At 73.5% G+C, this 19,848-nt stretch carries 14 protein-coding genes; 6 read left to right on the plus strand and 8 right to left on the minus strand.

The window, feature by feature from the left end; all coding sequences use genetic code 11:
* Positions 1–435 precede the first annotated feature (435 nt).
* On the plus strand, positions 436–3,819 hold the full coding sequence (locus QQ657_RS33805) for a TM0106 family RecB-like putative nuclease (protein ID WP_284746357.1): 3,384 nt from the start codon (positions 436–438) through the stop codon (positions 3,817–3,819).
* 21 nt (positions 3,820–3,840) lie between these two features.
* On the opposite strand, the gene QQ657_RS33810 is transcribed toward QQ657_RS33805, so the two are convergent.
* Positions 3,841–4,374 carry a hypothetical protein gene (locus tag QQ657_RS33810; protein ID WP_284746358.1) on the minus strand — a complete coding sequence of 178 codons (534 nt, stop codon included), beginning with the start codon at positions 4,372–4,374 and terminating at the stop codon, positions 3,841–3,843.
* A gap of 202 nt (positions 4,375–4,576) precedes the next feature.
* Between QQ657_RS33810 and QQ657_RS33815 the strand changes: the two genes are divergently transcribed.
* On the plus strand, positions 4,577–6,835 hold the full coding sequence (locus QQ657_RS33815; RefSeq protein WP_284746359.1) for a protein kinase domain-containing protein: 2,259 nt from the start codon (positions 4,577–4,579) through the stop codon (positions 6,833–6,835).
* Positions 6,836–6,839: 4 nt separating this feature from the next.
* On the opposite strand, the gene QQ657_RS33820 is transcribed toward QQ657_RS33815, so the two are convergent.
* From QQ657_RS33820 to QQ657_RS33830, 3 genes are read right to left on the minus strand one after another with little or no spacing between them, the layout of a single operon-like run.
* Positions 6,840–8,321 (minus strand): glycoside hydrolase family 130 protein, encoded by a 1,482-nt coding sequence (locus QQ657_RS33820; protein WP_284746360.1) that lies wholly within the window; start codon positions 8,319–8,321, stop codon positions 6,840–6,842.
* Positions 8,318–9,337, minus strand: coding sequence for a hypothetical protein (locus tag QQ657_RS33825; RefSeq protein ID WP_284746361.1), 1,020 nt, complete (start codon positions 9,335–9,337; stop codon positions 8,318–8,320). Before QQ657_RS33825 ends, QQ657_RS33820 begins: the two co-directional genes overlap by 4 nt.
* Entirely contained in the window at positions 9,337–10,461 is a 1,125-nt protein-coding gene (locus tag QQ657_RS33830; protein ID WP_284746362.1) for a glycosyltransferase, read from the minus strand. Before QQ657_RS33830 ends, QQ657_RS33825 begins: the two co-directional genes overlap by 1 nt.
* Positions 10,462–10,893: 432 nt before the next feature.
* Here QQ657_RS33830 and QQ657_RS33835 point away from each other — a divergent pair, with 432 nt between their 5' ends.
* The 3 genes from QQ657_RS33835 to QQ657_RS33845 all read left to right on the plus strand — a co-directional run bounded on the left by QQ657_RS33835 (position 10,894) and on the right by QQ657_RS33845 (position 13,378).
* Positions 10,894–11,358, plus strand: coding sequence for an STAS domain-containing protein (locus QQ657_RS33835; protein ID WP_284746363.1), 465 nt, complete (start codon positions 10,894–10,896; stop codon positions 11,356–11,358).
* Positions 11,359–11,428: 70 nt separating this feature from the next.
* Entirely contained in the window at positions 11,429–12,424 is a 996-nt protein-coding gene (locus tag QQ657_RS33840) for an acyl-CoA desaturase (RefSeq protein WP_284746364.1), read from the plus strand.
* Between the two features lie 123 nt (positions 12,425–12,547).
* Positions 12,548–13,378, plus strand: a complete 831-nt coding sequence (locus tag QQ657_RS33845) for a hypothetical protein (RefSeq protein ID WP_284746365.1) — start codon at positions 12,548–12,550, stop codon at positions 13,376–13,378.
* Positions 13,379–13,433: 55 nt separating this feature from the next.
* Here QQ657_RS33845 and QQ657_RS33850 read toward each other — a convergent pair whose 3' ends face one another.
* The 3 genes from QQ657_RS33850 to QQ657_RS33860 form a co-directional block, all read right to left on the minus strand.
* A complete protein-coding gene (locus QQ657_RS33850) occupies positions 13,434–14,756 on the minus strand; it encodes a glycoside hydrolase family 6 protein (protein ID WP_350310726.1) in 1,323 nt (440 codons plus the stop codon).
* Positions 14,757–14,877: 121 nt separating this feature from the next.
* The gene (locus tag QQ657_RS33855; protein WP_284746367.1) at positions 14,878–16,455 is read right to left on the minus strand and encodes a long-chain-fatty-acid--CoA ligase; all 1,578 of its coding nucleotides are present in this window, start codon (positions 16,453–16,455) and stop codon (positions 14,878–14,880) included.
* Positions 16,456–16,552: 97 nt separating this feature from the next.
* Complete coding sequence (locus tag QQ657_RS33860; protein WP_284746368.1) at positions 16,553–16,993, minus strand: hypothetical protein; 441 nt, start codon at positions 16,991–16,993, stop codon at positions 16,553–16,555.
* 88 nt (positions 16,994–17,081) lie between these two features.
* Between QQ657_RS33860 and QQ657_RS33865 the strand changes: the two genes are divergently transcribed.
* Positions 17,082–17,855 carry a maleylpyruvate isomerase family mycothiol-dependent enzyme gene (locus QQ657_RS33865; protein WP_284746369.1) on the plus strand — a complete coding sequence of 258 codons (774 nt, stop codon included), beginning with the start codon at positions 17,082–17,084 and terminating at the stop codon, positions 17,853–17,855.
* 42 nt (positions 17,856–17,897) lie between these two features.
* Here QQ657_RS33865 and QQ657_RS33870 read toward each other — a convergent pair whose 3' ends face one another.
* Complete coding sequence (locus QQ657_RS33870) at positions 17,898–19,838, minus strand: NPCBM/NEW2 domain-containing protein (protein WP_284746370.1); 1,941 nt, start codon at positions 19,836–19,838, stop codon at positions 17,898–17,900.
* Positions 19,839–19,848: the final 10 nt, after the last annotated feature.

Genomic DNA, 19,848 nt, shown 5'->3' on the forward strand with positions numbered 1-19,848 from the left:
TGTTACACCTCGCTCGGGCAGCATCCGGCCGGACGGAAACTAACACCGTCCGGCCGGCTGCCGGGCGGAAACCGACGGATTGCGCCACCCGGCGGTGCCCACCCGGCCAGGTGGCGGCGACGCGCGGTCACACCCACGGTTCCGCCGTTCCGCGCGAACCGGCGCCCGGCAGCCGACCGGTTCCGGCAGCGGTATCCAGAAGCCGCACTTTCACGTGAAAGTGCGGCTCCGGCAGCGGTATCCGGAAGCCGCACTTTCCCGTGAAAGGTCCGCCCTGGGCGCCGGGGTCGCCGCAGCCGTCGCGGGAACCGACACGCGCCCACCTGGTCTGCGCGCTCGCCGCCGCGAGCCGGCCGGCCGGCGCCCTCCGGCGGTCGGCGTGTCGGGTGCGCGGCGCTCCGGCCGGGGTCGCCGCCCGTGTCAGACTCCGCGGCGATGGACACCCCAGCCGATCTCGCCGACCTGCTCGAATGCGAGCACCGCAGCGTGCTGAACCAGGCGCTGGCCGCGGGCCTGCCGGGAGCGCCGCGGCCCGGCCCCGGGCCCGACCAGCCGGAGGTGCGGCGGGGTCGCGCGGCCGTGGCGGCGCTGCTCGCCCGGTTCCGCGGCGAAGGGCGCGACGTGGTCGTGATCGACGTCCGGGACCCGGTGGCGGCCGCGAAAGCCACCGAGGAGGCGGTGCGGTCGGGGGTGCCGGTGATCCACCGGGCCGTCGTCGGCGACGGCGAGTTCTCGGGGTGCGCGGACTTCCTGGTCCGGGACGCCGAAGGCCGCTACGAGGTCTACGGCGCGAAGCCGGCTCGGCAGGCGAAGCCCGCCGCGGTGGTGGAGCTGACCGCCTGCGCCGACGCGGTGCGGCGGGCCGGGTGGCCGGCCGGGCCCCACCTGCACCTGGGCCTCGGCGACGGCAGCACCCGGACGTTGCGGGTCGAGGACTTCCTGCCGGTGGTGAACCGCCTGCGGGCCCGGCTGCGCGGCCGGGCGCCGGAGCTGCCGGCCCGCCTGTGGGCCGACGAACGGCCGGCCTGTGCCGGCTGCGGCTTCGCCCAGCACTGCTCGTCGGCCCGCGAAGCCGACCGCGACCTTTCGCTCGTGGCCGGGATGCGCGGTGACCAGCGCCGCAAGCTGGCCGCCGCCGGGCTGGGCTCGATCGACGCGCTGGCCGCGGCCGTGCCGGGCGACCGGCCGCGCGACCTGTCCGTCACGGCGTTCGAGACCCTGCGCGCCCAGGCCGCGCTCCAGGTCCGGCAGGACGCCACCGGCGAGGTCGCCTACGAGGTCGTCGAACCCGGTGCGCTCGCCGGCCTGCCGGCCCCCGCGCCGGGGGACGTGTTCCTCGACCTGGCGGGTGATCCGCACGCGTTGTCGGGCGAAGGGCTCGAGTACCTCTTCGGCGCGCTCACCGCGGAGGACGACCGGCGGTTCACGCCGTTCTGGGCGCACAGCCGCGCCGAGGAGAAGCAGGCGTTCGAGGAGTTCGTCGACTTCGCCGCGGCGCGGGTCGAAGAACACCCCGGGTCGCACATCTACCACTACGCGCCCTACGAAGTCACCGCGATCAAGCGGCTCGCGGCCGTGCACGGCACCCGTGAGGAGACCGTCGACCACCTGCTGCGCAGCGGGGCGGTCGTGGACCTGCACGCGGTGGTGCGCAAGGCGATGCGCGTGTCGCAGCGGTCGTACTCGATCCGGCACCTCGAGCCGCTCTTCCAGCCCGGCGCCCGCGACGGCGGTACGAAGGCCGTGATGTCCGACGTCGAGGCGTACGAGGAGTACCTGGCGTACGCGCGCTCGGGTGAGCCGGAGCGGGCGGGCGAGGTCCTGCGCGGCATCGGCGAAAACACCGAGTACGACTGCGTTTCGGCCCGGCGGCTGTTCGAATTCCTCCACCAGGTCCGCGCCGATGCCGGGATCGACGTGCCGGTGCCGGAGGAAGAGTCCGCCGAGGACGCGCTGCTGCGCGCGGCCGAGGAGGACGTCGCCGCCGAGCGCCGCGCCGAACGCGCCGCGCAGCTGGCCGCGCTGGTCGACCCGCTGCTCGACGGGCTGCCGGACGATCCGGGCGACTTCACCGGTGACGAGCGGGCCCGCGCGCTGCTCGCGGCGTCGGTCGGCTACCACCGCCGCGAGACGAACCCCGCGTGGTGGGAGTACTTCCGCCGGCTCGCCGCCCCGCTCGGCGACCTCGAGATCGACACCGCGTGCGCCGTGCCGGTGTCCCTCGAAGCGGGGGAGTGGGTGCCACCCGCCGGGCGCGTCCGCACCGCGAAGCGGACCCTGCTCGTCGCGTGCGACCCGGACCGGCCGCACCCGTTCACCCCGGGCGACGAAGTGCGGCTGCGCTACGGCGCCACCGCGCGGGACGCCAAGGTCGTCGCCGCGTCGGCCGTGGAGCTGACGCTGGAGGAGAGCAGCCCGCCCGACGCCACCACGGCGGACCGGCCGGTCGCGGTGCTGCCCGGCAGCCCGGTGCGGCCCTCGCCCAAGGACGAGGCGGTCGCCGACCTCGCCCGCCTGGTCGTCGACGCGCTCCCGGAGCTGCCGCGGCACCCCGGCGTCGACCTGCTCCGCCGGACCGCGCCGCGGCTGCGCATGGGCGCCGCGCTGCCGGAACCGGGGGAGGACCTGGTCGCCGCGGTGATCGACGCGGTCGAGGAGCTCGACGGGTCCGCGCTCGCGGTGCAGGGACCGCCGGGGGCGGGCAAGACGTACCTCGCGGGCAAGCTGATCGCCCGGCTCGTGCGCGCCGGGCGGACCGTCGCGGTCACCTCCACGAGCCACAAAGCCGTCGAAAACGTGCTGAGCGCGGCGAAGAAGAGCGCGCCGGACCTGCCGTGCGCCAAGCGGGCGAAGAAGACCCCGGACCCGGCCGCGCCGTGGGAGCAGCCGAAGAGCAACCCGGCGCTGGTGAAGTGGCGCGACGAGCACACCGACGGGCACCTGGTCGGCGGGACGGCGTGGACGTTCGCCAACGCCGCGATCCGGGAGGAGCCCTTCGACCTGCTGATCATCGACGAGGCCGGCCAGTTCGCCCTCGCGGACGCGCTCGCCGTGTCGATGTGCGCGAAGAACGTCCTGCTGCTGGGCGATCCGCAGCAGCTGCCCCAGGTCGTGCAGGGCACGCACCCCGCGGGCGCGGAGGCGTCCGCGCTGGGGCACGTGATCGGCGAGGCCGACATCATGCCGGCGTCGCTGGGCTACTTCCTCGACGAGACGCGGCGCATGCACCCGGCCGTGTGCGAGCCGGTGTCGAACCTGTCCTACGCCGGCCGGCTGCACGCCCACCCCACGGCCGCCGGCCGCGGCCTGGACGGCGTCGCCGCGGGGCTGTACCTGGCCGAGGTCGACCACCACGGCAACACCACCCGATCGGTGGAGGAAGCCGCCGCCGTCACCGGAATCGTGGCCGGCCTGCACGGTCGCTCGTGGACCGACCACGGCACGACCCGGCCGCTCGGGGACGCCGACATCGTCGTCGTGGCGCCCTACAACCTGCAGGCGCGGACGGTGATCCGGGCACTCGGCGAAGCGGGGTTCCCCGGAGTCCGGGTGGGCACGGTCGACCGGTTCCAGGGTCAGGAAGCGCCGGTGGTGATCACCACGATGACGTCGTCGTCGGCGATCGACCTGCCCCGCGGGCTCGACTTCCTGTTGTCCCGCAACCGGCTCAACGTGGCCCTGTCCCGGGCGCAGGCGCTGGCGATCCTGGTGTGCTCGCCCCGGCTCGTCGAGGCCGACATCCGGACGGTGGAGGAGATGCGGCTCGTGGCGGGCATGATCGGCCTGATGACCGACGCGCGGCCGTGGTCCACCGGCTGACCGTCCGATGAGGACGCCCGGTCAGTCGGTGATGTACCACTTGCCGCCGCGCAGCTCCAGGACGGCGTCGCCCAGGTCGCTGCTGGTGAACTTGACGCCGGCCTGCACCGCCTTGGCGGGGATGTCGACCCTCGTCGCGCTCTCGGTGACGCGGCCCCGGTCCACGGTGGCGCTCAGCAGTGCTTTCCGCTGCCCGGCGGAGAACATCGCGAAACTGATCGGAAGTGTCTTCTCGCACGGCCCGAAGCCTTCGTCTTCCGCCTTCTTGGCGGCGGGCGCGGCGATCTCGCAGGCCGTCGTGACGTCTTCCTCGCCCACGGCGTGCAAGTAGGCTTCGTACCGCTCGACCGCGCCGGCCGGCTTCGCCGGGGTGGATCGCGGCGTGGTCGCGGGTTGCTGCGTCGTTGCGGAGGCCGAGGCCGGCGCGGCGGAGGTCGGCGGCGTGGCGGTGCTCGACGGCGCCGGTGCCGCGGAGCCGGTCACCCCGCCCGAACATCCGGCGATCACCAGGGCGACGACGCCCGCGGTCAGGAACGGTAGTGCGCGAGCGGACACGGAACACCCTTCGAGTCGGGAACGGGGGCAGCATAAGCGGCGGCGGCGGCCACTGTGGGGTGATCCCGGGACCTCGGGCCCCGGATGGCCGGAACCGGCCACTGTCCCGGACCGGGTGCCACTTTCGGGTGGTGGACCCCGGTGGATCGTGGTCGGATGTCCTCCGCGAAGCAAGGCTCACGGTGAGGGGAAACCGGCGGGGATGAACGACACCTGGAACGTGCCCGGGTACGCCGAAGTGGACGTGCTCGGCACCGGCGGTTTCGGGCGGGTCGTGCTGGCCAAGCACGAAGCCACGGGGAAGATGGCGGCGATCAAGTACCTGCGCGCGGACTTCCTCGCCGACGCGCGGATCGTGGCCGGGTTCCGGCAGGAGGCGTGGCTGCTGTCCGGCGTGCGGAGCCCGCACGTCGTCCGGCTCTTCGACTTCGTCGAGACGCCGCAGGGTGCCGCGCTCGTCATGGAGGCGGTGCCCGGCGTGTCGCTGCGCGCCCTGCTGGTGGCGGAGAACGTCCTGGCGCCCGAGGCGGCGCTGGCGATCCTGAAGGGCTCGCTGCTCGGCCTCGCCGACGCGCACGCGGCCGGCGTGGTGCACCGGGACTACAAGCCGGGGAACGTGCTGGTGTCACGGGAAGGCGAGTCGAAGCTGGTCGACTTCGGACTGGCCACTTTGGACGGCCACAACGGACTGACCGCCGGTTCGCCCGCCTACATGGCCCCGGAGCAGTGGGCCGGTCAGCCTGGCCGGCCCGCCACCGACGTGTACGCGGCCACGTGCGTGTTCTACCAGTGCGTCACCGGGCACCGGCCGTTCGAGGCGGACACGAGCGAGCAGCTGCGCGCCCTGCACGGGACCGCGGCGGTGCCACTGGAAGCGGTGCCCGAGCCGCTGCGCCCGCTGATCGCGCGGGGCATGGCGAAGGACCCGGCGTGGCGCCCGGCGACGGCGGACGCCTTCGTGACCGAGCTGGAAGCCGTCGCCCGCGAGACCTACGGGAAGAACTGGGAGAAGCGCGGCTGGAAGCGGCTGGCCACCTCGGCCGCGGCGCTGACGGCGCTGACACCGCTGGCGCTCCTGACGGCCGCCGGTACGGCTGCCGCGCCGGTCGCGGCGGCCGGCGCCGGGGCGGGAGTGACGGCCGGGGTCTCCGGGACGGGGGTGACCGCGGCGATGGTGGGCAAGATCGCCGCCGCGGTCGCGATCGCCGGCGGACTGGTCGCCGGCGGGCTGGTGATCCTCCGGAGCGGGGAGGACCCGCCCCCGCCGCCGGCGGCGCTGTCGGTGGCCGTGCAGACCTTGTCGGGGCGGGACCCGGCGCTGCCGATCAGCTACGAACTCCAGTACCCGCAGGTGTCCGGCGGTGCGGACGCCGCGGTCCGGCAACGGGTCAACGACGCGTTGCGGGCGCCGATCGACAAGCGGCTGAAGTCGGTGCGTGACGGCGTCGCCGTGCCGAGCACGCTCGAGCAGATCCGGCAGGCAGGCGAAACGGCCGCGATGCGTTCGTCCGCGCGGGTCCTGCTGCAGAAGCCGGGGCTGCTTTCCGTGCACTACGAACACGATCTCGACTCGGACGTGCTGGGGCACGCCACCTGGCGGTTCCCCGAAGCGCTCTCCGTCGACCTCACCACCGGGCAGGTGCTGGGGCCCCAGGACGTCTTCCGGCCCGAGATCCTGACGGTCGCCGGGATGCGGACGCTGACCCAGCGGCTGGCGCCGCACACGAGGAACGGTTTCTGCACCGTGCCCACGGTGGTCGGGGACACGGAGCGGCAGGTCACGATGGACGCCGCGGATCGGCCCGGTGGCGGTGACCACGTGCCGGCCGCGACGTTCGGGTTCACCGCGGCCGGGGCCGAGTTCGACATCCTGTGGTACGAGCTCGGCTGCGCGACGGCGGCCGGGAACGAGACCGTGGTACTGCCGTACGACGAGCTCGACGACCTGCTGCAGCCGAAGTTCCGGACGATGCTGGGCCGGACGGCACCGGCCGCGTCGTCGGCACCGCCGTCGACGTCGGAAAAGCCTGGCGCCGGGACCACCTACACGAACGCCCGCTTCGGGTTCACCACGCAGGTGCCGCCGGGCTACACGGCGTCCTCGTGGGTCCCGGAGAACGGCGAGGGGATGCGGTTCACCCGCGACGACCTCGGCGCGACGCTGACGGTGTGGGGGACCAACTCAGGCGGCCGCCGTCCGGCGGACGAGCTGGCCCGGCTGGTCGCCTCGACGGAGGGGGACGGCGGCCGGGTGACCTTCCGCACCGCCGACAGCGAGGGCTACGCGGTTTCCGGCTACCTGGGCGACGGGAGGATCTTCTACGAGCACACGTCCATCGGAGCCGGTTCGACGGCCGGGCTGCGCTGGGTCTACCCGGCCGACCGCAAGACGGAGCTCGACGGGCCTGTCACCGACACGGTCAAGGCTTTCACCCCCGGCGATCTCTCCCGGCCGCATTGACCGGTCACGCCGGCTCCTCGAGCCGCGCGAGGAGTGCGTCCACCGGTACGGTGGCCAGTGCCACCCGGGTGTCGCTGCTGCCGTAGGGCAGCCAGAGCGTTCCGTCGTGGATCATCCCGCCGCAGGAGTAGACGACGTTGGGGACGTAGCCGTCACGCTCGTCCTCGTCCGGCAGGAGCAGCGGCTCGGGCAGCGCGCCCACGATCCGGGCCGGGTCGGCGAGGTCCAGCAGGAGCGCGCCGATGGCGTAGGTCCGCATCGGGCCGACGCCGTGGGTGAGCACCAGCCAGCCCGCCGGTGTTTCCAGCGGAGAGCCGCAGTTGCCGACCTGCAGCAGCTCCCAGGCCGCCGTCGGCCCGTGCAGCGGTACTTCGCCGGACCACGAACGGCCGTCGGACGAGGTGGCCAGGCTCATCGTTTCCCCGTCCCCGCGGCACAACGCGAGGTGCGTGCCGCCGACGAGCCGGGGGAACAGTGCCATTCCCTTGTTGCGGGCGGCCGGCCCGGTGAGGGCGAACGCGCTGAACGACGTCAGGTCGGCACTTTCCAGCAGCCTCGGTGTCACGACGGCGCCGTCGTACGCGGTGTAGGTGGCCCGATAGCCGGTCACGCCCGCGTCATCGGTGAAGCGGACGAAGCGGGCGTCTTCCATGCCGTGGCTTTCGGTCGCGCCGACCGGCCACAGCAGCCGTTGCGCGAGATCGGTGTCGCCGGGAAAGCGCACCGTGTAGCCGGCGGCGGCGAGTTCGCGGATGTGCTGGGTCGTGCCCGCCGCCCCGGCGCGTTCGAGCAGGCGGGGATCGAGCGTCGCGAGCGCGTGGTCGAGGTCGTGCCGGCCGAAGGGATCGGGGAGGGTCGCGGTCACGGTGGCGGTGATTTCGTTGTCGCAGTCGTCGTGGTCCAGGGCGGCGCGCAGCCACGAGCGGCTCCAGGAGTCCGGTTCGCGTTCTCCCACGCGCACCGGTCCCGTCCGGGGATGCCACTCGGCGCGTGTCCCGGGCCCCAGGACGCCGGTGGCGAACCCGATCGAGGAGATGTGCCCTTCGCCGATACCGCGCAGGCTCAGCGCGACTCGCACCTGCCCGGGCGAAAGCCCGTCCTGCCGGGGGTGGGCCACCAGGGACGGGTTGCACAGCGCGGCCGCCTCGACCGCGTACTCGTGCGTGAAGTACGCGCCGAGCAGGAGCCGTCGCCGAGGGTCGAGAGAGCGGGGATCGACGAGCCGGTGGCTCATGATCGACGCGTTGTGCTCGAGATCCGCCGGCAGATCCCGGTGCCGGCCGGAGAAGCCGGCCAGTACCCGGTCCACTGTGGAATCGACCGCACTGTCCGGCAGGGCCAGGATGCGCGCGATCAGCGCCCCCGCCCGCGACCGGGTCTCCGGTGCCTCCTCGCCGGGCACGAACAGCTTCGTCATGACCCGCGTGGGGTCGGGCCGGAACCCGGCGGGCTGCCGGGTCACCAGTCCCGCGCTCTCGCCGGTCACGCCGCACCGGCGCCGGTCAGCGCACCGGCCCCGGTACGACGTGAAAGCTGGAACGTCGCCAGCATCGCCAGCATCGATTCGGCGCCCTGGTTGCGGTTGACGCCGTCGGCGCGGAGCCCGTCACCGCAGCCACCGGTGTCCCGGTCCAGCAACGGCGTGCCGGCGTCGTTGGCGCCCAGGAACCAGGCACGGGCCAGCTCCACGGCGGCCGCCCAGCGGGGGTCGCCGGTGACGGAGTGGGCCCGCGCGCAGGCCGTCGCGAGGGCGGCCACCTCGATCGGCTGCTGGTCGAACCCCGGCGGCGACTGGTGGCGGGCCCGGCCGCCGGCGGGCACCACCGACAGCCTGCCGTCCCGGGTCTGCCGGTCCACCAGCCAGTCCAAGGCACGCAGGCCCTCGGCGAGAACGCCCGGCTCGGGCAGCAACGCGCCGGCGGCGACCAGGACCTCGGCGACCGCGGCGTTGGCGTACTCCAGGCGCGGCTGGGGCCAGGGCCAGTCCCGGCCGGGTGGGACCGGCCCGATCGTCGTGACGGCGTCGCGGAGCAGCGCCGGCGCCTGCTCGTCCGCCGGGAACCGGGTGAGCACCTCGGCGGCGCCCAGCGCGGCGAACACCATCGCGCGCAGGTCCGGCGACCGGCGGCGGGCTCCCGCGTCGAACAGCAGATGGGCTTCGGCGCGCAGCCACGCGCGTCCGGCGTGCGCGGCGGTACTGCCGAGCCCCCAGAGCGCGCGGCCCCACCAGTCGCCGAGCCCGGGGGCGTCCTGCCAGCCGCGGTCGTAGCCGAGCCGGTTGCGGAAGCGGCCGCTTTCGTGCGCGTGCGCGGTGAAGGCGAAGAGCGTTTCCTGCAGCCGCGAGAGCCGGGGGGACAGGTCCGGCTCGCGGCTCAGCACCACCAGGCCGCGAGCGGCGTCGTCGAGGCAGTACCCGTGCTCGCGACGCGGGATGGCCCCGCACGCGTGCTCGAGGAGACCGACGTCGTCGGACATGCGCAGCAGGTGACGGTCGTCGAGCATCACGCCACGACCCGGGCCCGGGCGGACACGAGCTCGGCGCCGAGCCGGCTGTACTGCGCGGCCACCGACGCCCAGCCGAGGCTGCGGGCGGCGATCCCGGCGGCCGCGGCAATCCGGCTCGCCGCGGCCCGGTCGATGAGGATCTCCTGGAGCGCGTGCGCGATGGCCGCCGGATCCCGGTGGTCCACGAGCAGTCCGGCACCCCCGGAGAGCAGCTCGACGGCGTGCGGGAAGCGGGTCGCCACGACCGGTGTCCGCGAGGTGACGGCTTCGATGAGCACCCCGGAGGTGACCTGCTCACGGGAGTCGTAGGGCAGCAGGACCACTTCCGCCTGGGCCACCAGGCGCCGCAGCGCCGCGGCGGCGAGGTAGCGGGAGTCGAACCGGACCCGGTCGCGCACGCCGAGCCGCTCGGTGCGCAGCTGCAGCGACCGGCGGTAGCTTTCCCCCTGCTGCGCTCGCACCTTCGGATGGGTGCGGCCGGCGACCAGGTAGCGCGGCTCCGGCCACTGGGCGGGCAGCAGGGCCATCGCCTCGATGCCCCATTCGATGCCCTTGCCGGGGCCGAGCAGGCCCCACGTCAGGATCTGGCGGTGCTGGCTGTGGTGCGGCGCCGCCGCCGGGCCACCGTTGTCGGGGGCACCGTGCGGGATCACCACGAGCCGGCCCTCGGGGACGTCGTACCCGGCGACGAGCCGGGCGCGCGCGGTCTCGCTCATCACCACGACCGCGGCCGCGGCGGCGAGCACGCCGTCAAGGACCGCGCGCTGGTGCGGGGTCGGCGCGCTGAGGACGGTGTGCAGCACGACGATCGCCGGTACGCGCAGCAGCCCGAGGACGCGCAGGACGTCTTCGCCGTCCGCGCCGCCGTAGATGCCGTATTCGTGCTGCACGATCGCCACGTCGTCCCGGTCGAGCAGGGCCGCCGCCGCGCGGCAGCTCTCCGGCGAGCCGGCGACCAGGTGCCCGACCACTTCGGGGCCGCTTCCGGGGTCGGCGGACTCGACCGCGCGGACCACCCCGCCCGCGGAGCCCGGAGGCAGCGCGGCACGCAGCGACGCGGTGAACGACGCGAGGCCGCAGAGCGTGGGCGGATAGGTACTCAGGAGACCGAACGTGATCACACGGGCCCTTCGGAGCGGCGGCTGCGCACAGCAGCCGGGAGCGGGGGTGGACGACTGTGCTCGGTTCTCACCGTCGGGTTTGTGTCATGCAGCGAACCGTGTTCCCTCCGGCGGTCCGGGGCTAGAGTCGTGCGCCCCCTCTTCCGGGGTCGTTCGGCAACCGGCCGCGGCGAGCCGGCCGATGCCGTTCCCCGGGACTGTCCGCAATGGACAAAGGCGGATCGTGCGGCGGTGATCATGTGCGGGACCGGGCGAAGTTCGGCTGAACGATCGCGTTCGGCGCTGCCGCGGAGCGCTATGCTGGGGAGGACAGCGCCGAAGTGCCCAGTCCCCGCTCTTGCGACGACCGACAGCCGATGACCGGACGTCCACAGCGGGGCCGCACAGTGTCCGATGTGGTGAGAGCCGGACGGCGACGCCTGGAGCGAACCCATGAAGCTCAGTGCGCTGACCATTCGCCGTGGCTCCGACATCCCGCCGGAACCGGCGGTCCTGCTCATGTCCGGCGCCCACGGGACACCGCCGCCCCCGTCCGGCCTGAAGCTGACGGAGGAACTGGTCAGCCGCACTGCGATCCTGGCCCTGGACGGCGAATTCGACCTGTACACCGCGCCCGAGGTCGAGCGGGCCGTCGACGTGATCCTGCGCCGGGTCCCGCGGCGGCTCGTGGTGGACCTCTCCCGGGTGAGCTTCCTGAATTCGGCGGGACTCGAAGTGCTGGTCGCCTGCCACCGGCGGGCCGGCTCCCGGACCGATCTGCGCATCGTGGCGGCGACGCGGTCGACGTGGCGGCCGTTGCAGATCGTCCGGCTGCACGAAACCCTGATCATCCACACCTCGCGCGCGGCCGCCGTCGCCGCTCCCGTGCTCGGGCCTCCACGCACGTTGTCGCCGTGATCCGCGGCTGCCGGCACCCCGTCGTCGTCCGCGGGGTGTTCCCGCACCACCCTCTCGAATCGAATCCGTCATGACCGCCGTGAAAACGACCCCGCGCCATCCGTCAGGACCGAAGCCCATCCTCGCCGGGGAGCACTCCCGGGGTGAGCTGATCACCATCCGGATCTTCCTGCTCGCCCCGTTCCTCGCCCTGGTCTCGGTGGTGGTCCTGGTGTGGGGCTGGGGGTTGAGCCGGCTCGACATCGGGATCGCGACGGGGTTCTACGTCGTGACGACGGTGGGCGTGACCGTCGGGTACCACCGGTACTTCACCCACGGCGCGTTCACCGCCAACCGCGGCCTGCGGATCGCGCTCGCGGTCGCCGGCGGTCTCGCCGCGCAGGGCCCGGTGATCAGCTGGGTCGCCGACCACCGCCGGCACCACGCGTTCTCCGACCGCGAAGGCGACCCGCACTCCCCATGGCTCTACGGCACGTCACCGCTCGCGCTGGCCCACGGGTTCTGGCACGCCCACCTGGGCTGGCTCTTCGGCCGGGACAAGACCAACATCGCCCGGTTCGCCCCCGACCTGGCCGCCGACCCGGACATCCGGCTGGTCGACCGTTTGTTCCCGGTCTGGGTCGCCGCGACCGTGCTGGTCCCGGCCGCGCTCGGCGGCCTGCTCGGCGGCTCGTGGTGGGCCGCGCTGACCGCGTTCCTCTGGGCCGGGCTGGCGCGGGTCTCCCTGCAGCACCACGTCACCTGGTCGGTCAACTCGATCTGCCACATGATCGGCACGCGCCCGTTCACCAACCGCGACCGCTCGGCCAACTTCTGGCCGCTGGCGATCCTGTCGATGGGCGAATCCTGGCACAACTCCCACCACGCCGACCCGACCTGCGCCCGGCACGGGGTGCTCCGCGGGCAGGTCGACATCTCCGCCCGCGTCATCTGGCTGTTCGAGAAACTCGGCTGGGCCACCAAGGTCCGCTGGCCCACCCCGCAACGACTGGCCAGGATGTCGGCCCGGTCGACCGAGCCCGAGCGGGACCGGCGCGACGAGTTCCGTCGCGAGAGCGCGCGGTGACCGGATGCGGTCGAGGAGGGTGCCGGTGAGCGGGGCCCGTCCGCCGCTGGTCCGGGGCCGGTGGACGCCGGTCCCGGGCACCGGCCCGGTCGCCGGTCACGGGCGGGCTGACAGACTCAGGCCGTGATCCTCGGATACGTCCTCGCCGTGCTGGCCGCCGTCGCCTCGGGTAGCGGCTCCATCCTGGAGTCGGCCGGGGTGCGGCGGGCCGGGGCCTTCGGCGGCTCGCCGCAGGACCTGGTCGCGCTGCGCCGGCAGCCGCTCTACTTCCTCGGGGTGGGGGTGGACCTGCTCGGGTTCGTCTTCGCCGCCGCCGCGCTGCACCGCCTGCCGCTGTTCCTGGTCCAGTCGGTGCTCGCGTTCAGCGTCGGCGTGACCGCGACGATCTCCGCGATCCTCGGTGTCCGGCTGGTCGGCGCCGGGTGGGCCGCGCTGGGGGTCGGGGCGACGGGCCTGGTCCTGCTGGGCCTGTCCGCGGATCCGGGCCCCGCGCGGGCGTTGGCGTCCGGCTGGAAGCTGGCGCTGGTGGGCGTGGCGGTGGTGATCGCGGCGGTCGCGTTCACGGCCCAGCGCAACACCGGCCGCTGGTCGCCGATCGTGCTCGGGTTCTGCGGCGGCCTGGGGTTCAGCGCCGTCGGGATCTCGGCGCGGACGCTCGACGCGTCCGGGCCGGTCTGGCGCCTCGCCCTGGAGCCGGCGCTCTGGGCGATGATCGCCAACGGGCTCGTCGCGGCGGTCGCGTTCGCGATGGCCCTGCAACGCGGCCGGGCGACCGCGGTCACCGCCATCATGTTCACCACCAACACGGCGGTGTCCTCGCTCATCGGCGTGGCGGTGCTGGACGACCGCGTCCGGGACGGCTTCACCGCCGCCGCGGCCGCCGGCTTCGTCCTGGCCGTGGCCGGGGCGATCGGCACCGCGCACTACGCGGCCCACCGGACGACCACCGCCTGAACCCGGGAGCGAGGGCCGGCGCCGGGCCGGCCCTCGCCGTCTTCCCACGGGGAGGTCAGGCGCAGGAGGTGCCGTTCAGCGCCGGTGACCGGAACGGCGGCGTGCCACCGCTGTAGTCCGCGTTGTACCCGATGGTGACGGTCGCGCCGGTGGCGAGAGCGCCGTTCCACGGTGTGTTTTCGGCCTTGACCACGTCGCCGGTGTCGGTCCAGGTGCCGTTCCAGCCCTGGCTGACGGTCACCCCGGGTGCGGAGAAGGTGAGCGTCCAGTGGTCGACGGGCGCGCCGCGGTTCTCGATGACGACCTCGCCGGTGTACCCGGTCGGCCAGGAGCTGACCACCCGCTGCGTGACCTTGCAGCCGCCGGACGGCGGCGGGGTCGTGGTGGTCGGGGTCGTGGTGGTCGGCGCGGTGGGCGTCGTGGGCTCGGTCGTCGGGGCCGGACCGGCCACGACCGCGAGGTCGTAGGCCCGCTGGGGCACGAACTGGCCGGCCGTGGCGATGCAGCCGTCGGCCTCGCCCGGCGGCTTGACCCACAGGTACGCCGCGATCCGGTCGTCGCCGGTCTGGTCGGTGCTCGGCGTGCCGATCGCGCGCCCGCCGGGGTCGCACCATTCGCTGCCCTGCGGGCCGTTGCCGTTGCGGCTCGTGTCGATCACCGCTTTCAGCCGCGAGTCACCGAGCTGACCGAGAACGGACTTGTCGTAGGAGACCTCGTCGGCGGTCGCGCGGTAGTTGGACACGTTCGTGGAGATGCCGTCGGCGCTGTTCGCGATGTCGGCGGCCCGCAGGCGGCCCGCCGCGTCGCCGGGCGAAAGCCAGGCGGAGTGCCCGATGTCGAAGTAGACCTTCGCCTGGGCCGACGCGGCCTTGAGCCGTTTGCCCGCGTAGGCGATCGACGCGGTGGTCTGGCTCTGCTGGTCGCCGCTCTGGCAGTTCGTCATGAGCGCGAGCACGTCGGGTTCGAGCACGATGGCCGCCGGGCGCCCCGCCAGCCCGGCCGCGACCTGGTCGATCCACGCCCGGTACGCGTCGTGGGACGGCGCGCCGCCGCCGCTCGCGCCGCCGCAGTCCCGGTTGGGGATGTCGTAGACCACCATGATCGGGATCTTCCCCGCGGCGGCCGCGGCCCCGACGTAGGCGTCGACCTCGCCGCGCACGGTGGTGGTGTTCGTGGTGGTGAACCACCTCGCCTGCGGTACGGCGGCGACGCGGTCGCGGATGACCGCGGTCCGCGAGTCACCGGGGTTCGCCGCGACCCACTTGGCCGCGTTGGTGCCCGGGTCGGTGTAGTACGCCGATCCGGCGGCCTGCGCGCTGGTCCAGGTGGTGACGACGACGCCGGTCGCCGCGCAGACGGCGATCAGGCCGGCTGCCAGTGTCCTGTTTCGCATGCACTTCTCTCCCTAGGACGACGGGGCGAGCTTCGTGCTCGCCCGCCCTGCCTGGGAGCGCTCCCAGCGAGTGACTGTAGCCGGTGCGGGGAGATCGGAAAACCCCTCAGGCGGGCGTGTCCTCCGAAGCCGGAACGGTGTAGGCGATGTCCTGTCCCGTGCGCCGCCGGATCACGTCGGGGCAGTTCGGGCCCTCGGCGGCGAGCCGGCGCTTGACGACCTTGAACGTCGACGTCCGCGGCAGTTCCCGGACCGTGCGCACGTACTGCGGCACCTGCTTGGGCCCGAGGTCGGGCTGATCGGCGAGGAAGCGGCCGAAGTCCACGGGGTCCAGGGGCGTGCCGCCGGTGACGACGGCCGCCATCACCTGGTCCCCGGTCACCGGGTCCGGCACCGCGTAGACGGCGGCGTCGGTGATCGCGGGGTGCCGCAGCAGGATGCGCTCGATCGGCGCGGTGCCGAGGTTCTCCCCGTCGACGCGCAGCCAGTCGCCGAGCCGCCCGGCGAAGTAGCAGAACCCGTCGGCGTCGGCGTAGGCGAGATCGCCGGTGTGGAACCGGTCGTCGCGCAGCCGCTCCGCGTCGGCTCCGGGATCGCGGTAGTACCCGGCGAACCAGCCGGCGCCGGTGGTGTTGACCAGTTCGCCGACGGCTTCCCCGGCGTTGGTCAGCCGGCCGTCGAGATCGAATTCCGCCGGCGGGCACGGCAGGCCGGTGTGCGGGTGCAGGATGGCCACGTCCTCGGCCGGCCTGCCGAGTGAGCCGGGCGGCGTGTCGTCGGTGCGGGCGAACCCCACGCCGCCCTCGGTCGAGCCGAACGCGTCGACGACTTTGCAGCCGAAGCGTTTCTCGAACGCGGACAGGTCGGCGCTCGCTCCTTCGTTGCCGTAGACGAGACGCAGGGAGTTGTCCGCGTCGTCGGGGCGCGGGGGAGTGGCGACCACATAGGACAGTGGTTTGCCCACGTAGTTGGCGTAGGTCGCGCCGAACTTCCGCACGTCGGGCAGGAAGCCGGACGCGGAGAACCGGCGGCGCAAGGCGATGCTCGCGCCGGCGGCGAGCCCGACCGCCCAGCCTGCCATGACGGCGTTGGAGTGGAACATCGGCATCGTGACGTAGACCGTGTCCGATGCGGACAGCCCGAAGCGCTGGGCGAGCATCGCGCCGGGGAACGCGATCTTGCCGTGGGTGCAGCGCACGGCCTTCGGGTCGCCGCTGGTGCCGGAGGTGAAGATCAGCATGAGCAGATCGTCGGCCGACGCGGGGACGGGGTCGAGCGACGCGTCCGCCGACGGCCACGAGTCCAGGTCCCGCACGGGAATCCCGCCGAGGTCCAGTCCTCGCAGCAGGGGCTGGTACTTCGGTTCGGTGAGCACGAACTGGCAGTCGGCGAGCCGGATGTCGCGCGCCAGGGCTTCACCGCGCCGGGTGGGGTTGAGCCCGACCAGCACCGCCCCGGCGAACGCGCAGGCGCCCAAGAGGACGGAGAAGGCCGGCACGTTGTCGGCGAGAATGCCGACGTGCGGCGGTTCGTCCCAGTCCAGCGTCGCGCGGAGGTCGGCCGCGCGGCGGGCCGAAGCCCGGACGTGCTCGGCCCACGAATACGTCTCGTCCTCGAACCGCAGGCCCGGACGCTCGTCCCCGGCGCGGGCCAGGAGCAGCTCGGTCACCGTGGGAACGCTCATCCGTGCACCCCAAACACCGGCGGTCAGAAATGGAACACGTTCTACTTCTACCACGGTGCCTGCCGCGGGGTCCACCGCGCGACGGGTTAGCGACGGCTCAGCGGCGGCCGGTGGCCAGGATGACGAGGAACTGGCCGCCGCCCGGCTCGACCCCGGCGGTCACCGGCAGCCCCGGGACCAGCCGGGAGAACCGGTCCACCAGCCAGTCCGCCGCTTCTTGGGCGTCCTGCTTGGTCGGGCACCGCGCCACCAGCTCGCGGCCGCCCTTGCGTTCCAGCCGCCCGGCCACGGTGATCAGCGGCGCGGGTTCGGCGACGTGCAGGCGGTCCGGCCAGGCGATGACCACCTTGACCGCGCCCTTGCGGGTGTTGCACCCGCGGTGCGCGAGCCGCTCGGCGATCTTGGCCTTCCGGTCGGCGGTCCGGCTGTCGACGCTGGGCCCCCGCGAGTCGTTCACCGACATGCCGGGGTCGACCGGCTCGTCGCACACCCAGCATCGCCAGCCGTCGCGCTCGGCCACGTCATCGAGGAGGCTCATCCGAGCAAACTAGCCTGCCCGGCCGCCGGCCCGCGCACCGCACGGTGATCAGCGGAACACACGCGTCCCTCCGGGAGTTGAGGGTGGCATGAGTCAACTCGTGGACCGCACGATCGCCGCCCTGCGCGCCGAGCACGACGTGCTCGCCGGCCTCGTCCGCACCCTCACCGACGACCAGCTGGCCATCACCAGCGGCGCCTCGGAATGGACCGTCGCCCAGGCCCTGTCCCACCTCGGCAGCGGCGCCGAGATCGGCCGCGCACCGATCGCCAGGGCCGCCGGAGAGACGGTGGCGGCCGAGGACAACCCCACGATCTGGGCCCGCTGGGACGGGTCCACGCCCCGGGCGCAGGCCGAGGGCTTCCTGGAGCACAACGGGCGCTGGCTCGAACTGGTCGAGGCGCTCACGCCGGAGCAGCGCTCGTCGCTGACCGTCGACCTCGGGTTCCTGCCGGAGCCGGTCCCGCTGGCGACCGCGCTGGGCATGCGGCTCAGCGAGGTCGCCAACCACTCGTGGGACGTGCGGGTGGCCTTCGACCCGGACGCCGGGGTGGCCGCCGGGTCGGCCGAGGTGCTCGTCGACCTCCTGACCGGGCCGCTGGGGTTCATGCTGGGCTTCCTCGCGAAGCCGGCCGAGCTCGCGAACCCGGTGTCCCTCGCGTTCCCCGGAGCCGCTCTGGTGATCGACGACGCGGTCACGGTGGTGGAAGACCTCGAGGCGCCCACGGCGACGTTCGACGGGCCGGCGGAGGCGTTCATCCGGCTGGTCAGCGGCCGGCTGAAGGCACCGTACGACAAGGGTGTCACCATCGAGGGCAGCGTCACGCTCGACGACCTGCGCCGCGTGTTCCCCGGCTTCTGACGGCAGGGGTGCCGCCGGCCGGGACCGGCGGCACCCACGTCTTCAGCAGCTGAGGTACGGGGACAGCCAGTCTCCCCAGTCCCCGGCGGAGCCGTCGCCCGCGTCGTCGACGGCGAGCGCGAGCACCTGCACACCCGTCACCGGCACGACGAGGTGCTGCGCGGCGTCCCCGTGCCGCAGGTCCCCGGTCGCCTCCAGTTCCACGCCGTCGCCGAGCACCCGGAAGCCGAGCGTCCCGCCCGGCCCGCGGTCGTCGACGCCCACGGTCGCGGTGAACTGCTTGCACTTGCCGCCGAGGTAGTACCGCACGACCGACGGGGCGTGCGCGCCCAGCCCGCCGTGCGCGTCGGTCTTGCCGTTGATCGTGAGCGGATGGCCGTTGTCGGTGCTGTCGCGCTCGACCGGCCCGAGGCCGTTCTCCGACGAGATCCACGGCTGGGTGTTGAGCAACCCGTTGGTGGAGGGCGGGTTCGGCGCGAGCATGAGCGGTGCCTCGGCCGACGCGGTCGCGGTCCGCGTGCCCTGCGCGGTCGTGTACGACACGGTGACCGGCATCTTGAACGCCTGGGTGGCGGTCGCCGACGGGTGCAGCGTCACCACCGTCTCCCACGTGGCGCCGGGTGCGACGGTCGCGGTGTCCGACTCGGCGGGGCTGTCGAACTGCCACTGCGCGGGCGCGGTCAGCTGCAGGTGCGCACCCGTGACCGGGGTCGAGCCGGCGTTGGTGAACCGGACCGTCGCGGTGACCGGCTGGGACGGCGGCACCGAGTCGGGCAGTTCGACGGTCAGCGACGTCCGCGGCGCGGCGGTCACGGTCGCCGGCCACACGCGCAGCACGGTGGCCGCGTGCCGCCCGACCGTCCCGCCGAGCGCGCCGGTCGTCTCGGTCTCGTCACCGGTCCACAGGTCGCGCACGCGATATCCGGACGCGGCCGGGAGCCCGGCGTCGGCCACGGAGGTGGTGATCGGCGCGGCCAGTTCGCCGCGGTTGAACAGCACGAGGACGGCCGAGCCGTCGGACATCGGTTTCGTCCACACCTCGGTCCAGCCGGTGTCGCGGACCTTGTGCCCGCCGACGCCCGCCCAGTCCTGGTCGACGGCGATGATGTCGGGGTTGCCCAGCTCGGCGGCCGGAAGCGTGACGTCGGCCGCGAGCGCCATGTCGGTCACGAGCGGTGCGTTGAGCACCGCCCACAGCCCGAGCTTGGCCTGGCGTTCCGCGGGGTCGAGGTAGCTGAAGGTGAACGAGCCGGGGTTGTTCCAGCCACCCGGGCCGGGGTAGCCGTCCAGGCCGTACTGCTTGTCGAGACTGCCCGTCGAGTAACCGAAGTTGAAGGTCGCGTTCTTGTAGGTGCGCCAGATCTGCGCCCCGGCCGCCCGAGCCCACCGCCACGGGCTCTGCTCACGGTCGTAGTCGTCGACCTCGAGCGTGATCGGCCGGCCGGTGAGCTTGATCGCGTCGGCCATCTTCTTGACCCGCGCGGGCGCGTCGCCGTTGACGCTGTAACAGGTGTCGTAGCGCAGGTAGTCCGCGCCCCAGCCGGCGAAGGTCTGCGCGTCGAGGCTCTCGTGGTCGAGCGAGCCCGCCGCCTGGCCGCTGCAGGTCTTCGCGCCGGTGCCGCTGGTGAAACCGATCTTGAGCCCGCGCGAGTGCACGTAGTCCACCAGCGCCGGAATGCCGGACGGGAAGCTGGCGCGGGCGGTGAGCTTGCCGTCGGCGTCACGCTGGGCGGCCTGCCAGCAGTCGCCGAGCATGACGTATTCGTATCCGGCGTCCCGCAGTCCTGAAGTGACCAGCTGGTCGGCCGCGGCTTTCACGACGTCCTCGCTGAACTGGTAGACGCAGTAGGGATCCCCGGTGGCCCAGGTGATCCCCAGCGGCGGTCTGTCGCCGGGAACCGGTTCGGGTGGCGTATCGGCCGACGCGGGGACGGCGGTGGCCGTCAGGAAAAGTGCGCAGAGCAGCACGGAGAATCGTCGCATGGTTCCCCCT

This window comes from Amycolatopsis ponsaeliensis, assembly GCF_030182635.1.
GTDB lineage: Bacteria > Actinomycetota > Actinomycetes > Mycobacteriales > Pseudonocardiaceae > Amycolatopsis > Amycolatopsis ponsaeliensis.